The following is an 18,436-nucleotide window of genomic DNA, read 5'->3' as shown; positions in this document are numbered from 1 at the left end:
GGTCTGTCCGATTGGTTTCGCGCAGCACCGGGCCATCGGTCGACAGGAGCTCTCATGACCGCCGTGAAGGCCGTCGTCTTCCCCGCGTGCGCCGTGCTGTGCGCACTCGCGCTGCTCTACAAGCTGCGCGACCTGCGTCATCACCGACGTGATCCGGCACTGCTCGCCCTGCTCATCGCCTTCGGCTGCAAGGGCATCTCGTTCACGCTCTCCACGCCCTCCGTCGCGGAGGCGGTGGACGCGCGCCTCGGGGTGTCCGACATCGGGGCGCTGGGCATCCACCTCTTCGGCGGTGTCGCGTCCAGCGCCGCCTTCCTCACGGCGATCGTCTACTGGGTGTACCCGCCCGAGGCCGCCCGGCGGCGCGCCCTGGTCCGGCTGCTCATCGCGGCCCTGTGCGCGGTCGCCATGGTCACCATGTGGGCGGTGGCGGGCACGGGCGCACAACATCGCAGCGCCCACTATCTGCTGCAGAACGCGCACCGCCCGTTGGTCGCCGCCTATCTGCTGCTCTACGTCAGCGCGTTCGGCGCCGGCATGATCGAGATCATCCGGCTGTGCCGCCGCTACGGGCGGGTGGCCGGACGGCAGTGGTTGCGACGAGGCCTGTACTGCACGGCGATCGGCGCGAGCGCCTGCCTCGTCTACTGCCTCAACCGCCTGCTCTCGCTGATCGCGGTGCAGAGCGGACTGGACCCGCTGGAATGGGAGCTGCTGACGCCGGTGGCCAACGGGACCGGCATCCTCTTCCTGGTGGCAGGGCTCACCATGCCTTCCTGGGGGCCGCGCCTCGCCGAGTGGCGGCGTCTGGTCCGCAACTTCGTCACCTATCAGCGACTGCATCCACTGTGGGCGGCGCTGTACGCGGCGGTGCCGGACATCGCGCTCAACCCGCAGCACGCCGGGCGCCTCGCCCGCTTCCTGCCCGGCGACATCAGCTATCGCCTCTACCGCATGGTCATCGAGATCCAGGACGGTCTGCTCGCGTTGCGCCCGTACATGGCCCCGGCCGTGGCCGCCGACGCCCGGCGGTCGGCCGAGGAGGCGGGGCTGTCGGGCGACCGGCTGCACGCCATGGTGCAGGCCAGATCGCTGGTGTCGGCCCTGCGCGCCAAGCACGACGACCGTCCGCCGGTGCGGGAGTCCGAGTCGGCCGGCCCGGAAGCCGACACGGACGGTGGCGACGCCGAAGAGCAGACCGCCACGAACGGGGGCTACGCCGAGGAAGTCGGGTGGCTGCTGCATGTCGCCCGCGCCTACATCGCTGTCCGGGCCACTGATCGGCCCACTGCCCGATCCACTGACCGGTCCACTGCTGGGCCCACTGAGGGGAAAGTTCGATGAAGTACCGCAAGCTGGGCGCCGAAGGCCCCGAGGTGTCCGCGATCGGCTTAGGGTGCATGGGCATGTCGATCGCCTACGGGGTCCCGGACGAGGAGGAGTCCCAGCACACCCTGGACGGCGCCCTTGAGGCGGGCATCACTCTCCTGGACACCGCCGACGCCTACGGGCAGGGCAGCAACGAGGAGCTGGTCGGCCGCTGGCTGCGCAGGCACGCTCATGAGCGCGACCGGGTGGTCGTGGCGACCAAGTTCGGGCTCCGCCACGACGCGGCCACGGGCCGGGTCGGCGACGTCGATACCTCCGCCGACTACGTTCCGCTCGCCTGCCGGGCCTCGCTGCGCCGCTTGGGCGTCGAGCACATCGACCTCTACTACGCACATCGCCGCGACCCCGCCACTCCCATCGAGGAGACGGTCGGCGCCATGTCCCAACTGGTGGAGGCCGGGCTGGTACGCCACATCGGACTGAGCGAGGTCAGCCCCGCGACGCTGCGCAAGGCCCATGCGGTCCACCCGGTCAGCGCGATCCAGGTGGAGTACTCCCTCTTCACCCGCGGCGTGGTGGAGGGCGAGCTGCTCGACACCTGCCGGGAACTGGGCATCGCCGTCGTCGCCTACTCCCCGCTCGGGCGCGGCATGCTCACCGGTGCCGTCTCCTCCCGCGGCGACCTGGCCCCGCAGGACAACCGCCGGCGCTGGCCCCGGTTCGCCGACGAGAACATCCAGCGCAACCTGGCGCTCGTCCAGGCCGTACGGGACGTCGCCGAGCGGATCGGCTGCTCACCCGCCCAGGCCGCGCTGGCCTGGCTGCTCGCCCAGGGCGAGGACATCGTGCCCATCCCCGGTACCAAGCGCCGGCGCTATCTGCGGGAGAACGTAGCCGCCGTGGCACTCGCCCTGACCGACGCCGACCGCGAACTGCTGCGTCAGGCCGTACCCGAGGACGCCGTGGCGGGCGAGCGCTACCCGGAATCGGCCCTGGAGCGGTTGGGGCACTGAACGCGGCCGCACGGCTGCGCCCGGAAGTCGGAACCGCCCAGGGTTTCAGCAGACGGGCAGCCGGACATATGTTCGACAGGGTGTGTCGGCGTGCAGCGTGGGGGGACCATGGCCGGGCGCGGGTTCGGGTTCAAGGCGGGGTTAGTCCTCGCCGCCGTCTTCGCGCTGCTCTCGCCGAGCGCGGCCCGAGCGGACGCGTCGCCCTCCCCGCCGCCGCTCACCGACGACCGCGGGCGCACGCTCACCCTGCGCGGCTGGAACGTCGAGGACAAGACGCACCGCGGCGCCGACGCGCTCACCGCCGTCACCGAGCGGCACTTCCGCGATATGCACGACCAGGGGCTGAACTTCGCCCGCCTGCTGGTCTTCTGGGACGACCTGGAGCCGCGCCCCGGCCACTACAGCGCGCGCTACCTCCGTAAGATCGAGCGGATTCTGGACTGGGCCCACCGCTGGCGCATCCAGGTCGTCATCGACGCCCACCAGGACGTCTTCGGGCCCGGGTTCGGCCATCGCGGCATTCCCGAGTGGGCGACCCGCACCGACGGGCTGCCCTTCACCCCGCACCCGGACGACTGGTTCGCGGAGTACTTCGAACCCGCCGTGCAGGCCGCCTTCGAGCACCTCTACGAGGACCGGGACCTCCAGCGAGCGCAGGCCCGCATGTGGCAGGTGCTCGCCCGGCGCCTGGCCCACCACCCCGCCGTGTTCGGGTACGACCTGATCAACGAGCCCATGGGGCGGCTCCGCGCGGGCGAGGACCTTCCGGCGGCCGCCCACCGCATCGAGTCCGAGCAACTCACCCCGATGTACAACCGGATCGCGGCCGCCATCCGCACGGCCGACCGCCACAGCAGGCTGTTCGTCGAACCGACCCCGATCGTCGGTGAGGGCCTGCCCACGGGCCTCGGCCGCATCCACGACCCCAAGGTCGTCTACGCACCGCACTTCTACAACGCCACCATGGAGGCGGGCGGTGACTACGACCCCTCGGCGCGCTGGATCGAGACCTACGAGAACACCGTCACCCGCTACCCGAGCGCCGAGCACATACCGGTCGTCATCGGCGAGTGGGGCCCGCGCGACAGCTCGCTGCCCAACATGGCGCGCTTCTACGGTGATGCCCTCGCCTCCCTCGACCGCTACAGCTCCGGTTGGGCGGGCTATGTGTGGTGCTACGGGGGCGGATACTGCGCCGTCGGCGAGGACGGCCGCTTCCGCGCCAACAAGGAGCAGACCGCGCGCCCCTACGCCCCCGCCGTCGCCGGCAGGGTCCGCGAGCAGGGCTACGACCCCGCGGCGCGCACGTTCCGCCTCGTCTACGACTCCCCGGGGTCCCCGGGCAGGCCCGGCGTCAGCGAGCTGTCCGCTCCGCCCGCCTCCTCGGGCTGGCGGGTGTCGGTACGGGGCCCGGCGGTGGCCTGGCCCCGTACGGTGCCGGCGGGGGAGCGGGGCACGATCCGGGTGCGGACGCTGCCGGGCGCCTCCGGGCGGGTCACGGTGACGGTCTCGGCACGGGGGTGAGGCCCGGCCCCTCTGCACGGCTGTCCGCACTCGTCGGCGCCCTGTCGGTGTTCGTCGGCGCCTGTCAGCGCCCTGTCGGTGCCTCGTCGGCGTCGTCGGCCAGTCTCGGACGTATCGAAATCCGCAGACTGATGAGGAGCCCGCAGTGTCCGCAAGCAGGGAGACGAAGCGCCCGGAGGGCATGGACGTCCTGATCTCCGGCGCCAGCATCGGCGGCCCCACCCTTGCCTATTGGCTGAACCGGTACGGGTTCAACGTCACGGTGGTGGAGCGGGCCGACGGTCTGCGACCCGGCGGGCAGGCGATCGACGTCCGAGGCCCGGCGCTGGAAGTGGCCGAGCGCATGGGGGTGTTGGACGAGATTCGCGCCCAGAGCACCGCCCTGCGCGGGATGTCGGTCGTCGACGGCGACGGCAACGAGCTGTCCAGGAGCACCGAGCGCACCGTCAGCGGAGGGGAGATAGACAGCCCCGACGTCGAGATCCTGCGGGACGACCTGGCACAGATCCTGTTCACCGCGGGCGGCGGCGAGATCGAGTACCTCTTCGACGACTCCATCGCCACCCTCGAGCAGGACGACAACGAAGTCCGGGTCGTGTTCCGCAGTGGCACGGCACGCACCTTCGACCTGGTCGTCGGCGCCGACGGGGTGCACTCCCACACCCGGCGGCTGGTCTTCGGCCCGGAAGAGAACTACCTCCGCCACCTGGGCAGTTACCTGGGTGTGTGGTCGGCACCGAACCACCTCGGCCTGGACCGCTGGGAGGTGGTCTACCGCATGCGGGACGGCGGTCAGTGGGGCCCGATGGTGATGAGTGTCCGGGACAACACAGAAGCACGCGTCTTCATCGGCATCGAGTCGGACCAGCCGCCCGCGCAGTTCCTCCCCCGCGATGTCATGGAGCAGAAGCGCCTGGTGGCCCGCGAGTACGCGGACGCGGGCTGGGAGCTGCCGCAGCTGCTGAAGGAGATGTGGGACGCCCCCGACTTCCACCTCGACGCCATGGCGCAGATCCATATGGACTCCTGGTTCCGCGGCCGGGTCGCCCTCCTCGGCGACGCGGGGTACTGCGCCTCACCCGCCTCGGGCCAGGGCACCACCATGGCCATGGCCGCCGCGTATGTCCTGGCGGGCGAGTTGCGGGACGCGGCCGGCGACCACCGCGCCGCCTTCGCGGCATACGAACGGGAGTTGCGCGGGTTCGTGGCCGCGAACCAGGAGATCGCCCTGGTCACCCGCGCCCACATGCGGCAACAGCACGCAGCGGACACCGCCCTGACCGAGGTGCTCCCCAGGTTCGAGGAGGCGGACTTCGCGAGGGTCTTCAAGAAGGTCGCCGCCTTCCGGCTCAAGGACTACTGATCCTCTGGTCCCCCGGGATGCGCGGAGGCGCAGGGAGGCCGAAAGTGGGAAATGAGCCCTGCGCCGGACGAGGAGGAGCTCACGTGACGCACTCCGTGTCCGAAGCAGCCTTCCGGGCCCTGTACCGCCGGTTGCGCGACCAGGCCCCGGAGGGTCTGGACCAGCGGCGCGGAGCACTGGGCCGGCTCACGCCCGAGCGTGTGGTGGCCGCTGCCGCCGAGGTCCGCTGCGGGCGCACCGTGTCGCTGGCCGCCCTCATCGAGACCACGCCGGGGCCGGACAACCCGCAGCCCGCGTCCCACCGGATGACCGCGCCGACGTCCGGGCAGCACGACGCCCCCGGGCTGCGGTTCGCCCTCGACCGGTTCGCCATGAACGTGCACGGGGACGCCGACAGCCACCTCGACGCGCTGTGCCACGTCATCTTCGACGGCGAACTCCACGGCGGTGTCCCGGCGAGCAGCGTGACGCCGGACGGTGCCGGCGCGCTCACGCTGGACCTGGTGCGCGACGGCATCGTGGGTCGCGGTGTCCTCCTGGACATCCCGCGCCTGCGGGGCGTGCCCTGGCTCGAACCGGGAGACCATGTCACCACCGAAGACCTGGTCGCGGCCGAGACCGCACAGAAGGTCACGGTCGGGCCGGGCGACCTGCTCTTCGTGCGCGTCGGGCACCGCCGGCGGCGCCGGAGCCTCGGTGCGTGGGACGCGGCGCAGGCCCGGGCGGGTCTCCATCCGACGACGATGGGCTTCCTGGCAGAGCGGCGGGTGGCGGCCCTGGGGTCGGACGGCAACAACGACACGGCCCCCAGCGCGGTGGCCGAGGTCCCGTTCCCGGTGCACGTACTGGCCATGCACGCCATGGGGCTGCACCTGATGGACTACCTGGACTTCGAGGAACTGGCACCGGAGTGCGAACGGCAGGACCGCTGGCACTTCCTGTGCGTGATCGCCCCCCTGCGGCTGCCCGCGGCCACCGGCTCCCCGGTGAACCCGATCGCCGTGCTGTGACCGCGCCGGGAGGCGGGCTGCTCCGGGTGCCGCGCTGCCGCGGGGCGTATACGTTCGAAGTGGAAGGGCTATGGCAGGCTCCGGCAACGGCCGGAGATCGCGGAGGCAAGGACGGTGGTCGCCATGGGCGACTCCTCCCACTACGACGTCATCGTCATCGGTACCGGCGCCGGCGGCGGCACGCTCGCCCACCGGCTCGCCCCCTCCGGCAAGCGGGTGCTGATCCTCGAACGCGGCGACTACCTGCGGCGCGAACGCGACAACTGGGACTCCACCGCCGTGTTCGTCAAGGGCAAGTACCGGGCCGAGGAGTTCTGGCTCGACAAGCACGGCAACGAGTTCCCACCCGAGGTCAACTACTACGTCGGCGGCAACACCAAGTTCTACGGTGCGGCGCTGTTCCGGCTGCGCCCCGAGGACTTCGGCGAGCTGCGCCACCACGACGGCGTCTCTCCCGCCTGGCCGATCCGTTACGAGGACCTGGAGCCGTACTACACCGAGGCGGAGCACCTCTACCTGGTGCACGGCCGGCACGGCGAGGACCCTTGGGAGGGGCCGTGCAGCGGGCAGTACGCCTACCCGCCGGTCGAACACGAGCCACGCATCCAGCAGTTGAGCGACGACCTGGAGAAGCGCGGACTGCACCCCTTCCACCTGCCCATCGGTGTCAACCTCACGCAGGACGAGAACGGGCGGGCGACCCACTCCAGCGTCTGCATCCGCTGCAACCGGGTGGACGGCTTCCCGTGCCTGGTCCGCGGCAAGTCCGACGCACAGGTGATCTGTGTGGAGCCGGCACTGCGGCACCCCGACGTCGATATGATCACCAACGCCCGGGTGACGAGGCTGGAGACCGATCCCACCGGGCGCAGCGTCACGGCGGTCGTCGCCCAACTCCCAGGCGAGGAACAGGTCCGGTTCTCCGCAGACCTCGTGGTCGTGGCCTGCGGGGCGGTCAACTCCGCCGTACTGCTGCTGGCTTCGGCGAGCGAGCAACACCCCCGCGGGCTGGCGAACAGCTCGGACGTGGTCGGCCGCCATTACATGAGGCACAACAACCTTGCCCTCATGGCCATTTCGCACCAGCCCAACGACACCCAGTTCCAAAAGACCCTCGCCCTGCACGACTGGTACCTGGGCGCGGACGACTGGGACTACCCCCTCGGAGGGATCCAGATGCTCGGCAAGTCGGACGCCGAGCAGATCCACGGTGAGGCCCCGCGCTGGGCCGGGGCGGCGGCACCGGACATGCCCTTCGAGGTCCTGGCCCATCACGCCGTCGACTTCTGGCTCTGCGGAGAGGACCTGCCACAGCCCGACAACCGGGTCACGCTGGACGGCGACGGCCGCATCCACCTCGCACTCGACGAGAACAACAACATCGCCGGCCTCAAGCGCCTGCGGCACAAGCTGGAGCACCTGCTCGGCCACCTGGGCATGCACGAACACCGCCTGCTGTCCCACAGCATCTACCTGCACAAGGGCATGCCGATCGGCGCCACCGCACACCAGGCCGGCACGGTGAGGTTCGGCGACGACCCCGCGTCCTCGGCTCTGGACGTCAACTGCAAGGCACACGACCTGGACAACCTGTATGTCGTCGACACGAGCTTCTTCCCGAGCATCGGTGCGGTCAATCCGTCCCTGACGGCCATGGCGAACGCGCTCCGGGTGGGCGACCACCTCGTGGCCCGGCTCGGCTGACCGACTGACCCGCGCCGAGGCGAACCGCTCACCGGCCCTCCGGACCCTCCGGACCCTCTTCGTCACGCAGTCTCCGCCAGATCTGGGTGCGGTGCAGCACATAGAGGGCGATGAACAGGACGATCGCCTGCAACCCGACGGCCAGCAGCCAGAAGACGGCCCTGCTCTCCAACTCGTTCGTCAGGTAGTCGAAGTTCATTCCGAAGAACCCGGTCAGGAACGTCAGCGGCAGGAAGATCGTCGACACGATGGCCAGCCGATTGATCACGCCGTTCTGCTCGCCGGACACGAGGGAGGAATGGCTGGCGAACGCCCGCCGGGCAGCGTCCTGAAGGGACTCGATCTCCGTGAGCACCAGCCTGCTGGAGTGCTGGAACTCCCGGGCGAGCCGTTGCCGCTCCTCCGGGAAGCTGCGACTCAACATCCTCCGGGTGAAGAGCTCGTCCGTCACCTGGAGGTACGGCAGGAGGACGTGGTGCAGGAGGGCGGCGCGCCGTCGTAGTCTCGCCAGCCGGAAGATCTGCTCGGGGCGTCGTCGCTCGAACATCTCGTCCTCAAGGTCCTCCACCGCCAGGAGGGACTGCACGGCGTCCCGGCGAAAGGTCTCCAGAGCATCCTGGAGCAGCAGGAAGAGCACGGCCGCGGTGTCGGCGGGCTGTTCCTGCCCCAGCCGTCCGGTGAGGCCCTCCAGTGCCTTGACCGGCCCACGATGAACGGTGATCAGCTGCCGCTCGGTCACCACTACGTGGACATGGGTGACCTCGTCGCCGTTGATCACGGGTACGACGAAACCCGCCCGGTCCCCGAGGAACTCGGCGCGCGCGGGTTCTCCCTCCCGACCGAACCAGGTCAGCCGCTCGGACTCCAGACCGAGCTGGTGGACGATCGGCCGTTCTTCGGGCGGCAGCTCGTCGGGGAGTTGGATATCGACGAGGAGGAAGTCGGACTCGGCGAGACGTTGACGCGCCTCGGAGATGTCAGTGCGAGTGACCATCCCTCCAGGCATCGACACCACGGATACGATCATCGCTCCTCGCCGTTGTCACAAGGCCCACAAGGCCCACAGTCCCACGGTGCGCACACCCCGGTGATCGACGCATGCGGAGGCGGGCAAGCGCCGCGACGGGTGCCTCGGAAGAGTGACCGCCGCACCGGGCTCAGGCGTATGGACCAGCGGCGTTCGCACGACGAGCAAGAGATCGCCGTGATGCGGCAGGCGATGGCAGCGGGCGAGCCGGTCGGCCACCAGCCGGGCGCCGATACCGGCTTCACGAAACAGGCCGACCGGGGGAATACGGAGCGCGACGGCGAGGAAGGCGAGCGCCATGACTGCTACAACCACCCTGACTGCCACGACCGCCCTGATTGTCACGAGCGCCTTGGTCGCCCCGGCTACGGAGCCGGTTCCGGACGGCCCGGGCCCCGTGCCCAGCGGGCCCGATCCACTGCCGCGTGACCCGGTTCCCGCCGCGCCCGGACCGGGGGAGCCGGGTCCCGGTCCGGGCCCGGAGGAGCCGCCCGGCGCCCGGCCCGACGAGAATCCGTCCCCCGAGCCGCCCGACTGAGCCGAGCGAGCCGTCCGGCACCGGTTGCCTGTGCGCGGCCGTCGTCGCAAGGTGGGAGGAATGGTGCGCGCTACCACCCCGCCGTCATCGCGCAGCAGGCGACCACCCTGCAGCTGCTGTCGCAGGGCCGGTTCCGGCTGGGGCGCGGCTCCGGCGAGAATCTCAACGAGCACGTGGTGGGCCGGGGCCGGCCCCCGGCCCCGGTACGGCTGGACAAGTACGTACGACCGGACGACATCGCCGCAGCCGTCCCGTGCGGAGACGACGTCGGCCGGTTCGTCGAGGCGGTGCGCCCGTACGTGGACACCGGCTTCACGGAGGTCGCGCTGGTCCAGATCGGCGGCGACCGCCAGGAGCCGTTTCTGCGCTGGGCGGAAGCCGAACTGCTGCCCGCGCTGCGCGAGCTGTGAACGCACCCGCACACCCCTCTCGTCGAGGAGATGAGCATGCCCGATGTGCACCCACACCCCCAGGCCACGGCGGGGTCCGTCCCCGCCCCGTCGGCAACGGGGCCGCTCGACGCGGACGAGCTGCGAAGGCTGGACGCGCACTGGCGAGCGGCCAACTATCTGTCCGTCGGGCAGATCTATCTGATGGCCAATCCGCTGCTGACGGAGCCGCTGCGCCCCAAGCACATCAAGCCGCGGCTGCTGGGCCACTGGGGCACCTCGCCCGGCCTGAACCTGGTGCACACCCATCTCAACCGCGTCATCAAGGCCCGCGAGCTGGACGTGCTGTGCGTATGGGGCCCAGGGCACGGCGGGCCCGCGGTGGTGGCCAACTCCTGGCTGGACGGCACGTACTCCGAGACCTACCCCGACGTCGGCCGGGACGGGGCGGGCATGGCGCGGCTGTTCCGGCAGTTCTCGTTCCCCGGCGGGATCCCCAGCCATGTCGCGCCGGAGACGCCGGGATCGATCCATGAGGGCGGTGAGCTGGGCTACTCGCTCACGCACGCCTACGGTGCGGCGTTCGACAACCCGGGGCTGCTGGTCGCCTGCGTGGTCGGGGACGGGGAGGCGGAGACCGGGCCGCTGGCCGCGTCCTGGCACGCCACGAAGTTCCTCGACCCGGTGCACGACGGTGCCGTGCTGCCCGTCCTGCACCTGAACGGCTACAAGATCGCCAACCCGACGGTGCTCGCCCGGCTGCCGCAGGACGAGCTGACCGCCCTGCTGCGCGGCTACGGCCATGAGCCGCTCCACGTCGCCGGCGACGACCCCGCGGCAGTGCACCAGGAGCTCGCCGCGGCCATGGACCACTGCCTGGACCGGATCAGTGACATCCAGCGTCGGGCCCGTACCGACGGCGCGACGGAGCGCCCCGCCTGGCCCATGATCGTGTTGCGGACGCCCAAGGGCTGGACCGGGCCGCGCGAGGTCGACGGGCAGCCGGTCGAGGGCACCTGGCGCTCACATCAGGTCCCGCTGGCCGGCGTCCGCGACGACCCCGACCACCTGCGGCAGCTGGAGGACTGGCTGCGCTCGTACCGGCCGGAGGAGCTGTTCGACGCGGAGGGCCGGCCACGGCCCGATGTGCTCGCCTGCGTGCCCGAGGGGACGCGCAGGCCGGGTGCGTCGCCGCATGCGAACGGGGGCCTGCTGGTGCGGGAACTGCCACTGCCGCCGCTGGAGCGGCACGCGGTGGAGGTCGACAAGCGCGGCAGCGTGCTGCACGAGCCGACCCGGGTGCTGGGCGGCCTGCTGGCGGCGGTCATGGCCGCCACCGCCGAACGCCGCGACTTCCGGGTCATGGGCCCCGACGAGACCGCGTCGAACCGGCTGGAGGCGCTCTACGACACCACCGGCAAGGCCTGGCAGGCCGAGACGCTGCCGACCGACGAGCACCTCGCACGGGACGGCCGGGTCATGGAGGTGCTCTCCGAGCACCTGTGCCAGGGATGGCTGGAGGGCTACCTCCTGACCGGCCGGCACGGGCTCTTCTCCAGTTACGAGGCCTTCGCCCATATCGTCGACTCGATGGTCAACCAGCACGTCAAATGGCTGCGGACCGCGCGCCGGCTGCCCTGGCGGCGCCCCATCGCCTCGTTGAACTACCTGCTCACCTCGCATGTCTGGCGGCAGGACCACAACGGCTTCTCCCACCAGGACCCGGGCTTCGTCGACCACGTCCTCAACAAGAGCCCCGAGGTGGTCCGGGTCTATCTGCCGCCGGACGCCAACACCCTGCTGTCGGTGGCCGATCACGTGCTGCGCAGCCGCGACTACGTCAATGTGATCGTGGCCGGCAAGCAGCCGACCTTCGACTGGCTCACCCTCGACGAGGCCCGCGCGCACTGCGCCCGCGGCGCCGGTGCGTGGGAGTGGGCCGGTACCGAGGGCGGCGGCCACGATCCGGACGTGGTGCTGGCCTGCGCCGGGGACGTCCCCACCCAGGAGACGCTGGCCGCCGCCGCTCTGCTGCGCCGGCACCTGCCGGAGCTGGCCGTACGGGTGGTCAACGTCGTCGACATGGCCCGGCTGCTGCCGGCCGGGGAACACCCGCACGGCATGCCGGACTTCGAGTACGACGCCCTGTTCACCCCCGACAAACCGGTCATCTTCGCCTACCACGGCTACCCCTGGCTGATCCATCGGCTCTGCTACCGCCGCGCGGGCCACCGCGGTCTGCACGTCCGCGGCTACAAGGAGGAGGGCACCACCACCACGCCCTTCGACATGGTCGTCCGCAACGACCTCGACCGGTACCGCCTGGTGATGGACGTGGTGGACCGGGTCCCGGGCCTCGGCTTCCGCGCCGTCGCGCTGCGCCAGGAGATGGCGGACGTACGCAACCGCCACCACGCCTGGATCCGGGAGCACGGCACCGATCTGCCGGAGGTCGCCGACTGGACCTGGACCGGCTGAGACCGGGAGGGAGGGAACGGGGCGGGGGAGATGCTCAGGCGGGTGGACCTACCCGCTGGGGCCAGTGGACGCCCCGCGTGTGCGGCGCCACGCGCCCCGTTCCCTCCGCTTGCCCGTCGGTTGAGTAACAAGCCCGCCAGCGGGCACCCGACGCTTTCAGGAGCGAGGTTGGCGGAGTGCCCCCGCTCCTGACTTGACACACCCTCGACCGTAGGAGTCCACGTGAAGCGACGTTGCCCTCGGATCGTGATCGTCGGAGCCGGTTTCGCCGGTTACCACTGCGCCCGCACGCTCTCCCGGCTGGCCAAGGGAGCCGCCGAGATCGTGCTGCTCAACCCTCTCGACTACTTTCTGTATGTCCCGCTGCTGCCCGAAGTGGCGGCCGGAATCCTCGAACCGCGCCGGGTGTCGGTGTCGCTGACCGGCACCTTGCCGGACGTCCGACTGGTCCTCGGGCAGGCCCACAACGTCGACCTCGATGCCCGCCGGGTGGCCTACACCGACCCCGAGGACCGGGAAGGGACCCTGTCGTACGACCGGCTGGTGCTGACCGTCGGCAGCGTCAACAAGCTGCTGCCCGTCCCCGGTGTCGCCGAGCACGCCCACGGCTTCCGGGGGATGCCCGAGGCGCTGTACCTGCGCGACCACATGACCCGCCAGATCGAGCTGGCCGGTGCCACCGACGACGAGGACGAACGGGCGGCCAGGTCCACCTTCGTGGTGGTCGGCGCCGGATACACCGGCACCGAAGTCGCCGCCCACGGCGTGCTGTACACCCGAGCGCTGGCCCGCCAGAACGCCCGGTTGCGTGACGGCCCCCGGCCGCGTTGGCTGCTGCTGGACGTCGCCGACCGGCTGCTGCCGGGACTCGACGAGCGGCTGTCACGCACCGCCGACCGGGTGCTGCGCGCCCGCGGGGTGGACGTCCGCACCGGCACCTCCGTCAAGGAGGCGACGGCGGACGGGGTGCTGCTCGACGACGGTGGGTTCATCGCCAGCCGCTCGCTGATCTGGTGCGTGGGCGTACGTCCCGACCCGCTGGTCGCCTCCCTGGGGCTACCCTCGGACAAGGGGCGGTTGTGCGTCGACGAGTACCTGAATGTCCCGGGGCGGCCCGAGGTGTTCGCCTGTGGCGACGCCGCGGCCGTACCGGATCTGACCCGTCCGGGCGAGGTGACGCCGATGACCGCTCAGCACGCCCAGCGGCAGGGCAGGGTCGCTGCCCGCAACGTGGCGGCCTCCTGCGGCAAGGGCACCCCGCGCGCCTACGAACACCACGACCTGGGCTTCATGGTCGATCTCGGCGGGATCCAGGCCGCCGCCAACCCCCTGCACCTGCCGATCTCCGGCCCGGTCGCCGGCGCCGTGACCCGCGGTTACCACCTCATGGCGATGCCCGGCAACCGCGTCCGGGTGGCCGCCGACTGGCTCCTGGACTCCGTGCTGCCCCGCCAGGGCGTCGGCCTCGGCATGGTCGCCCCCTGGTCGGTGCCGCTGGACACCGAGTCGCCCGAAGTGGCCCGGCTGCCACGCGGCACGACGGGGACCGCGTAGCAGGACCGCATGGCAACAACCGCACGGCAAGGGCCGAGCTGCCCGGTACGCGTGGCCTTCGCCTCGTCGGGCAGCCGACCTGGAAGGAGACTGACCGTGGCTGCAATGCATCTGGACCTGTCCGAACAGCCGGCCGCTCCCTACGGGGCGAGCGAAGTGCTCCTCGTCTGCGGGGGTGTCGCCCTGGTCGCCGTACTGCTTGCCGCCTTCGCCTGGGGACGGCGCCTCAAGGCCCGTGAGCCCGGCCCCCCCGTCCCGAGGACCAGCCGAGGCTGCCGGAGAGCGGTCCGGTCGGCGACGTCGTCCAGAGCCGGGAGCCCGACGTATTCCCCCGAACAGAGCAGCGGCTCACCCCGCATGAGCTGAAGGACAACGGTGGTACCCATGACTCTTCGTCACCCCGTTAGTCGAGGCGGCGACGGGCGGGGCCGCTTCGCCGAACTGGCCGAGAAGGCTTCGCTGTTCACCAGCTCACCCGCCTTCTTCGTCGCCTGCCTGGCGCTGGTCGGCCTCTTCGTGGCGTCCACCTCGCGTATCTCTCCCTCGCGTGGCAACTGCTGGTGGGCGATCTCATGGCGGCGGTCACCCTCCTTCTCCTCGCGCTGCTGAAGAAAGCTGCGCGCCGAACACGCCATCCAGCGCAAGCTGGACGCCCTGGCGGCCGCCCTGCTGGAAGAGCACGAGAAGAAGGGCGGTCAAGCCGCCGAGGACCTCAGGAAGGTCATCCGTCTGGAGGACGAGACATGACGCGGCGCTGCATCGCCCGTGCCCGGAGGGCCGGTGTGCGGGGCCGGGCGCGGATCCGGGGCCGGGCCGGGCGTGGGGCCTGGCGTCGGGGGCGCCGGATTGGGCGGCACCGGGTCCGGTTCGGGGCGCGGCGGGGGCGGGGGCACCGGGTCGGGGCCGGGTGCGGGGACCGGACCGGGGCCCGGGCCCGGCTGCGGACCCAGCGGGCCGGGGTCCGGCCCCGGTGTGGGCGGGACCGGATCCGGTCGGGTGAGGCCGTCCGGCCCCGGGGGCTGCGGCACTGCCATGTCGTCCTCCGTCCAACGGGAAGAGCGTTCCGTCCACCATCCACCGTACGACGGACCGTGCCGGGGCCCGCGGCAATCGCCGTCGGCCCAGGAAATCCGGCCACCCGTACGTACGAGCCTGCGCGCGCGCCCCTCTGGGGAAGGGATATGAGCGACGGGACCGGGGAGGGCCGCACCCGGCAATGCAGGGGCACGGACCTCACCGGCGCATATTTCGGAGGGCGGCCATGAGAGCCGACGGTAAGCAACGCACCCTCGTATGGGCCCTGTTGGACCGGCATGGCGAGACCTATGCCGAAGAGTGCGGCATCAAGCTGCGGAACACCCCGCAGCCGCTCTACCAGCTCCTGGTGCTGGCCGATCTGCTCAGTACGCGGATTCGCGCCTCGGTGGCCGTCGCCTCGGCGAGGGCCCTGTTCGACGGAGGGATGAGCACCCCGCGCCGTATGCTCGACGCCACCTGGCAGCAGCGCGTGGACGCACTCGGCGAGGGCGGCTACCGGCGCTATGACGAGAGCACCGCCACCCGGCTGGGGGAGGGGGCCGAGCTGCTGCTGGGCGAATGCCGCGGCGATCTGCGGAGGCTGCGGGAGGCGGCCGGCGGCGATGCCAGTGAGCTGCGCCGGGCGCTTCAGGAACTGCCGGGCATCGGGCCTACGGGATCCGCGATCTTCCTGCGCGAGGTGCAGGGAGTCTGGACGGAGTTCGCGCCGTTTCTCGATCAGAAGGCCGTACAGGGCGCGGAGCGGCTGGGGCTGCCGACCGACCGTACGAAGCTGGCGCGGCTGGTCACGACGGACGAGACGGCCGGGTTCGCCTCGGCGCTGGTGCGCGCGGCGCTGGACCGGGCGGTCGCGGAGGAGGTGCGGGAGGCCGTTGGCGCCGGGTAAGCCGCCCGCCTCGGGGTAGGCGGCCCGCAACGGAACCAATCGGCACACCAGTTACGGAGGCTGAACACCATGGGTATCGGCGGGTGCATCGGTTTGCTCGCGTTGGGGGCCATCCTCACGTTCGCGGTGGACTGGCACATGGCCGGAGTCAACCTTGACCTTGTGGGCGTCATTCTGATGGCCGTCGGCGTCATCGGCCTGGCGGCATACGTGAGCATCCTCAAGCGGCGGCGTACCCAACCGCCCTCCCCTGGCGCCCCAGTGGTCGACGTCGAGGACAACCGCTACTACAAGTAGCCGTGTGACCGCTGGCCGATGACCGGTGGCGGACGGGTGACCGCGTCCCGGATGGCCCGGCCGCCCAGTTGCGTGCCGAGGACGGGAAGGGCGAGGGAACTGTCAGGAAGCGCAGTGCCCTCAGCAACCGAACGGCTCCGGTAGGGCCCTGGTCGGGGCTCGAACCGGAGCCGTTCACCCATTTGGCCCAAACCAGCAGATTTCCACCTTCGGACCGCTCGGGATGCGCAGGTCACGACACGGACCACCCTGGAAGGGAGGCGCCGATCGGCAGCACCGTCGGGAAAAGGTGACGCATCCATGAATGAGGGAACCAAGATCATGCTCGCGGCAGCGCTGGCCGGCGGGTACGTACTGGGTCGAACGAAGAAGGGCCGGCTCGCTCTCACGGCTGCCACCTATCTCGCCGGGCGGCAATTCGGACTGCAACCGCGCCAGCTACTGGCCGAGGGCGTACGACGGCTCGGGGAGATCCCTCAGGTCACGGAGCTGGGTGAGCAACTGCGCGGCGAGGTCATGGACGCCGGTCGGCAGGCCCTGGCCACCGCCGCCAATCGCCGTCTGACCGACCTCGCCGACACGCTTCACGACCGCACCCGCCAGCTCGAACGCGGTGTGGCGCCGGGGGAGGAAGAAGAAGCGGAAGAGGAGGAAGAGGGGGAGTACGAGGAGGAAGAAGGCGGGCCTGAGGAGGAGTACGGGGAGGGCGAGGAGGAGGAAGAGGAGGAAGAGGAGGAAGAGGAAGAGCCGGAGGAAGAGGAGCCTGCGGAAGAGGCCGAGGAGGAGCCGGAGGAAGAGCCCGAGGAACGGCCGCGCCGCCGCGGCCGCCGGCGCACAGAGCGGGCGGAGCCGGCGAAGGCGGCCCGGCGGCGGCCGTCGGCCGGCAGAACCGCCGCGCGGAAGAAGGCTTCCGCGAAGAAGAAACCGGCCAAGCAGGCCGCACCCGAGAAGGCCGCGGCAAAGAAGCGCCCGTCCAAGAAGGCAGCCGCGAAGAAGACCGCTGCGAAGAAGGCTCCGGCAAAGAAGAGCACGGCGAAGAAGGCCGCCGCGAAGAAGAGCACGGCGAAGAAGGCACCTGCGAAGAAGACACCTGCGAAGAAGACCACCAAGTCGACTGCGAAGAAGACTGCCGGCCGAGCCACCAAGAAATCGGCTCAGCGGCCCGCCAAAAAGACCACCCAGAAACCTGCCAAGAAAGCCGCCAAGAAAACCGCCAGGAAAACCGCCAGGAAGACCACCAAGAAGACGACGCCGCGCGCTACGGGCCGGAGGTGACCGGGCATGGCCAAGACCGAACAGGGCAACGTGGACTCGGGGGTCGAGCGACTCCGCGAGGAGCTCGGTGACTTCCTCACGGCGTGGGCCGGGAACCTGGCCGAACGCGCCGGCGACAAGCTGGGCGATGTGACGGAGCAGCTCACCGACGTCACCAAGAACGGCGGATCGCTGTCCGCCATCGGAGCCGGCCTGCTCAAGGGGGACTCCCCCCTCAAGGCCGTGCTGACCGGAACGGCGAAGGACGTCAAGGACAAGGTTGTGGGGAAGGCGAAGGAAGCCCTGGGCGGTGGAAAGGGAAGCGGCTCGGGGAGTCAGAAGGTCACCAATATCGTCGAAGTGCTCGATGTCGGTGTGTCGGTGCGCACCGCCTACGACCACTGGACGCAGTACGACAAGTTCAGCAGCTTCACCAAAGGCGTCCGCAGTGTGTCGGTGAACGACGAGACGGACAGCGACTGGAAGGTGAAGGTCGGCCCGTCGACGCGGAGCTGGAAGGCGACCGTCCAGGAGCAGATTCCGGACGACCGCATCGTCTGGACGTCCGAAGGCAGTAAAGGATCGACACGTGGTGCGGTCAGTTTCCACGAACTGGCGCCCAATCTCACCCGCATCGTGCTGGTCGTCGAGTACTACCCGTCGGGGTTCTTCGAGAAGACCGGGAATCTGTGGCGTGCCCAGGGCCGGCGGCTGCGGCTGGACTTCAAGCACTTCCAGCGCTTTGTGACGTTCGCGGACGAGGCGCCGGAGGGCTGGCGCGGTGAGGTGCGCGACGGCGAGGTCGTACGGAGCCACGAAGAGGCCGTGGAGGAGGAAGAGGGGGAAGAGGGGGAGGGGTACGAGGACGAAGAGGGCGAGGGGGACGAGGACGCCGAGGGCTATGAGGAGGACGAGGAGAGCGAGGAGGAGGAAGAGGACGGGAACGGCGAGCAGGAGGAGGACGAAGAAGAGGAGTGACGGGCCTGCTCCCCGCCCGAGGCCCGCCTCTCACCTGCGGGGAGTTCGCCCCGT

General features: G+C 70.7%; 16 protein-coding genes and 1 pseudogene. 15 read left to right on the top strand and 2 right to left on the bottom strand.

Annotated features, from left to right (window positions below; translation table 11 throughout):
- Positions 1-54 precede the first annotated feature (54 nt).
- From WAB15_RS03590 to WAB15_RS03565, 6 genes are all read left to right on the top strand, one after another.
- The gene (locus WAB15_RS03590; RefSeq protein WP_407285277.1) at positions 55-1,344 is read left to right on the top strand and encodes an MAB_1171c family putative transporter; all 1,290 of its coding nucleotides are present in this window, start codon (positions 55-57) and stop codon (positions 1,342-1,344) included.
- Positions 1,341-2,342 (top strand): aldo/keto reductase, encoded by a 1,002-nt coding sequence (locus WAB15_RS03585; protein ID WP_407285276.1) that lies wholly within the window; start codon positions 1,341-1,343, stop codon positions 2,340-2,342. Before WAB15_RS03590 ends, WAB15_RS03585 begins: the two co-directional genes overlap by 4 nt.
- 108 nt (positions 2,343-2,450) lie before the next feature.
- Positions 2,451-3,866: a cellulase family glycosylhydrolase gene (locus WAB15_RS03580; RefSeq protein WP_407289155.1), complete on the top strand. Its 1,416-nt coding sequence runs from the start codon at positions 2,451-2,453 to the stop codon at positions 3,864-3,866.
- 145 nt (positions 3,867-4,011) lie between these two features.
- Positions 4,012-5,229: an FAD-dependent monooxygenase gene (locus tag WAB15_RS03575; RefSeq protein ID WP_407285275.1), complete on the top strand. Its 1,218-nt coding sequence runs from the start codon at positions 4,012-4,014 to the stop codon at positions 5,227-5,229.
- 95 nt (positions 5,230-5,324) lie between these two features.
- The gene (locus WAB15_RS03570) at positions 5,325-6,239 is read left to right on the top strand and encodes a cyclase family protein (protein ID WP_407289154.1); all 915 of its coding nucleotides are present in this window, start codon (positions 5,325-5,327) and stop codon (positions 6,237-6,239) included.
- A 123-nt stretch (positions 6,240-6,362) separates the two neighbouring features.
- Positions 6,363-7,943 carry a GMC oxidoreductase gene (locus WAB15_RS03565; protein ID WP_407285274.1) on the top strand — a complete coding sequence of 527 codons (1,581 nt, stop codon included), beginning with the start codon at positions 6,363-6,365 and terminating at the stop codon, positions 7,941-7,943.
- A 28-nt stretch (positions 7,944-7,971) separates the two neighbouring features.
- Here WAB15_RS03565 and WAB15_RS03560 read toward each other — a convergent pair whose 3' ends face one another.
- Together WAB15_RS03560 and WAB15_RS03555 are read right to left on the bottom strand one after the other, a co-directional pair.
- Complete coding sequence (locus tag WAB15_RS03560; RefSeq protein ID WP_407285273.1) at positions 7,972-8,937, bottom strand: CorA family divalent cation transporter; 966 nt, start codon at positions 8,935-8,937, stop codon at positions 7,972-7,974.
- 48 nt (positions 8,938-8,985) lie between these two features.
- Positions 8,986-9,270, bottom strand: coding sequence for a hypothetical protein (locus WAB15_RS03555; RefSeq protein WP_407285272.1), 285 nt, complete (start codon positions 9,268-9,270; stop codon positions 8,986-8,988).
- A 234-nt stretch (positions 9,271-9,504) separates the two neighbouring features.
- On the opposite strand from WAB15_RS03555, the gene WAB15_RS03550 reads away from it, so the two are divergent.
- From WAB15_RS03550 to WAB15_RS03510, 9 genes and pseudogenes are all read left to right on the top strand, one after another.
- Complete coding sequence (locus WAB15_RS03550; protein ID WP_407289153.1) at positions 9,505-9,918, top strand: LLM class flavin-dependent oxidoreductase; 414 nt, start codon at positions 9,505-9,507, stop codon at positions 9,916-9,918.
- Positions 9,919-9,948: 30 nt separating this feature from the next.
- Positions 9,949-12,375 (top strand): phosphoketolase, encoded by a 2,427-nt coding sequence (locus tag WAB15_RS03545; RefSeq protein WP_407285271.1) that lies wholly within the window; start codon positions 9,949-9,951, stop codon positions 12,373-12,375.
- Between the two features lie 246 nt (positions 12,376-12,621).
- On the top strand, positions 12,622-13,929 hold the full coding sequence (locus WAB15_RS03540) for an NAD(P)/FAD-dependent oxidoreductase (protein ID WP_399145064.1): 1,308 nt from the start codon (positions 12,622-12,624) through the stop codon (positions 13,927-13,929).
- A 9-nt stretch (positions 13,930-13,938) separates the two neighbouring features.
- A pseudogene (locus WAB15_RS03535) lies at positions 13,939-14,336 on the top strand (DUF6479 family protein).
- Entirely contained in the window at positions 14,314-14,538 is a 225-nt protein-coding gene (locus WAB15_RS03530; protein ID WP_407289367.1) for a hypothetical protein, read from the top strand. Before WAB15_RS03535 ends, WAB15_RS03530 begins: the two are co-directional and overlap by 23 nt.
- 652 nt (positions 14,539-15,190) lie before the next feature.
- Complete coding sequence (locus WAB15_RS03525; protein WP_407285270.1) at positions 15,191-15,853, top strand: endonuclease; 663 nt, start codon at positions 15,191-15,193, stop codon at positions 15,851-15,853.
- Between the two features lie 69 nt (positions 15,854-15,922).
- The gene (locus WAB15_RS03520; protein WP_399144871.1) at positions 15,923-16,150 is read left to right on the top strand and encodes a DUF6458 family protein; all 228 of its coding nucleotides are present in this window, start codon (positions 15,923-15,925) and stop codon (positions 16,148-16,150) included.
- 300 nt (positions 16,151-16,450) lie between these two features.
- Positions 16,451-17,425, top strand: a complete 975-nt coding sequence (locus WAB15_RS03515; RefSeq protein WP_407285269.1) for a histone protein — start codon at positions 16,451-16,453, stop codon at positions 17,423-17,425.
- A gap of 6 nt (positions 17,426-17,431) precedes the next feature.
- Entirely contained in the window at positions 17,432-18,382 is a 951-nt protein-coding gene (locus WAB15_RS03510) for an SRPBCC family protein (RefSeq protein WP_399144873.1), read from the top strand.
- The last annotated feature ends 54 nt before the right edge of the window (positions 18,383-18,436 follow it).

This window comes from Streptomyces sirii (assembly GCF_045690365.1).
In the GTDB taxonomy this organism is placed as follows: domain Bacteria; phylum Actinomycetota; class Actinomycetes; order Streptomycetales; family Streptomycetaceae; genus Streptomyces; species Streptomyces sirii.
The sequence above is the reverse complement of the archived record's forward strand: the minus strand, read 5'-3'. Positions and strand labels throughout refer to the sequence as shown.

What these genes read in the sequence shown, in the direction of transcription:
- WAB15_RS03580 (WP_407289155.1), top strand. Translation starts at nt 2,451, where the DNA reads ATGGCCGGGCGCGGGTTCGGGTTCAAGGCGGGGTTAGTCCTCGCCGCC.
- WAB15_RS03515 (WP_407285269.1), top strand. Translation starts at nt 16,451, where the DNA reads ATGAATGAGGGAACCAAGATCATGCTCGCGGCAGCGCTGGCCGGCGGG.
- WAB15_RS03560 (WP_407285273.1), bottom strand. Translation starts at nt 8,937, where the DNA reads ATGGTCACTCGCACTGACATCTCCGAGGCGCGTCAACGTCTCGCCGAG.
- WAB15_RS03530 (WP_407289367.1), top strand. Translation starts at nt 14,314, where the DNA reads ATGACTCTTCGTCACCCCGTTAGTCGAGGCGGCGACGGGCGGGGCCGC.
- WAB15_RS03525 (WP_407285270.1), top strand. Translation starts at nt 15,191, where the DNA reads ATGAGAGCCGACGGTAAGCAACGCACCCTCGTATGGGCCCTGTTGGAC.
- WAB15_RS03590 (WP_407285277.1), top strand. Translation starts at nt 55, where the DNA reads ATGACCGCCGTGAAGGCCGTCGTCTTCCCCGCGTGCGCCGTGCTGTGC.
- WAB15_RS03510 (WP_399144873.1), top strand. Translation starts at nt 17,432, where the DNA reads ATGGCCAAGACCGAACAGGGCAACGTGGACTCGGGGGTCGAGCGACTC.
- WAB15_RS03545 (WP_407285271.1), top strand. Translation starts at nt 9,949, where the DNA reads ATGAGCATGCCCGATGTGCACCCACACCCCCAGGCCACGGCGGGGTCC.
- WAB15_RS03585 (WP_407285276.1), top strand. Translation starts at nt 1,341, where the DNA reads ATGAAGTACCGCAAGCTGGGCGCCGAAGGCCCCGAGGTGTCCGCGATC.
- WAB15_RS03565 (WP_407285274.1), top strand. Translation starts at nt 6,363, where the DNA reads ATGGGCGACTCCTCCCACTACGACGTCATCGTCATCGGTACCGGCGCC.
- WAB15_RS03555 (WP_407285272.1), bottom strand. Translation starts at nt 9,270, where the DNA reads ATGGCGCTCGCCTTCCTCGCCGTCGCGCTCCGTATTCCCCCGGTCGGC.
- WAB15_RS03520 (WP_399144871.1), top strand. Translation starts at nt 15,923, where the DNA reads ATGGGTATCGGCGGGTGCATCGGTTTGCTCGCGTTGGGGGCCATCCTC.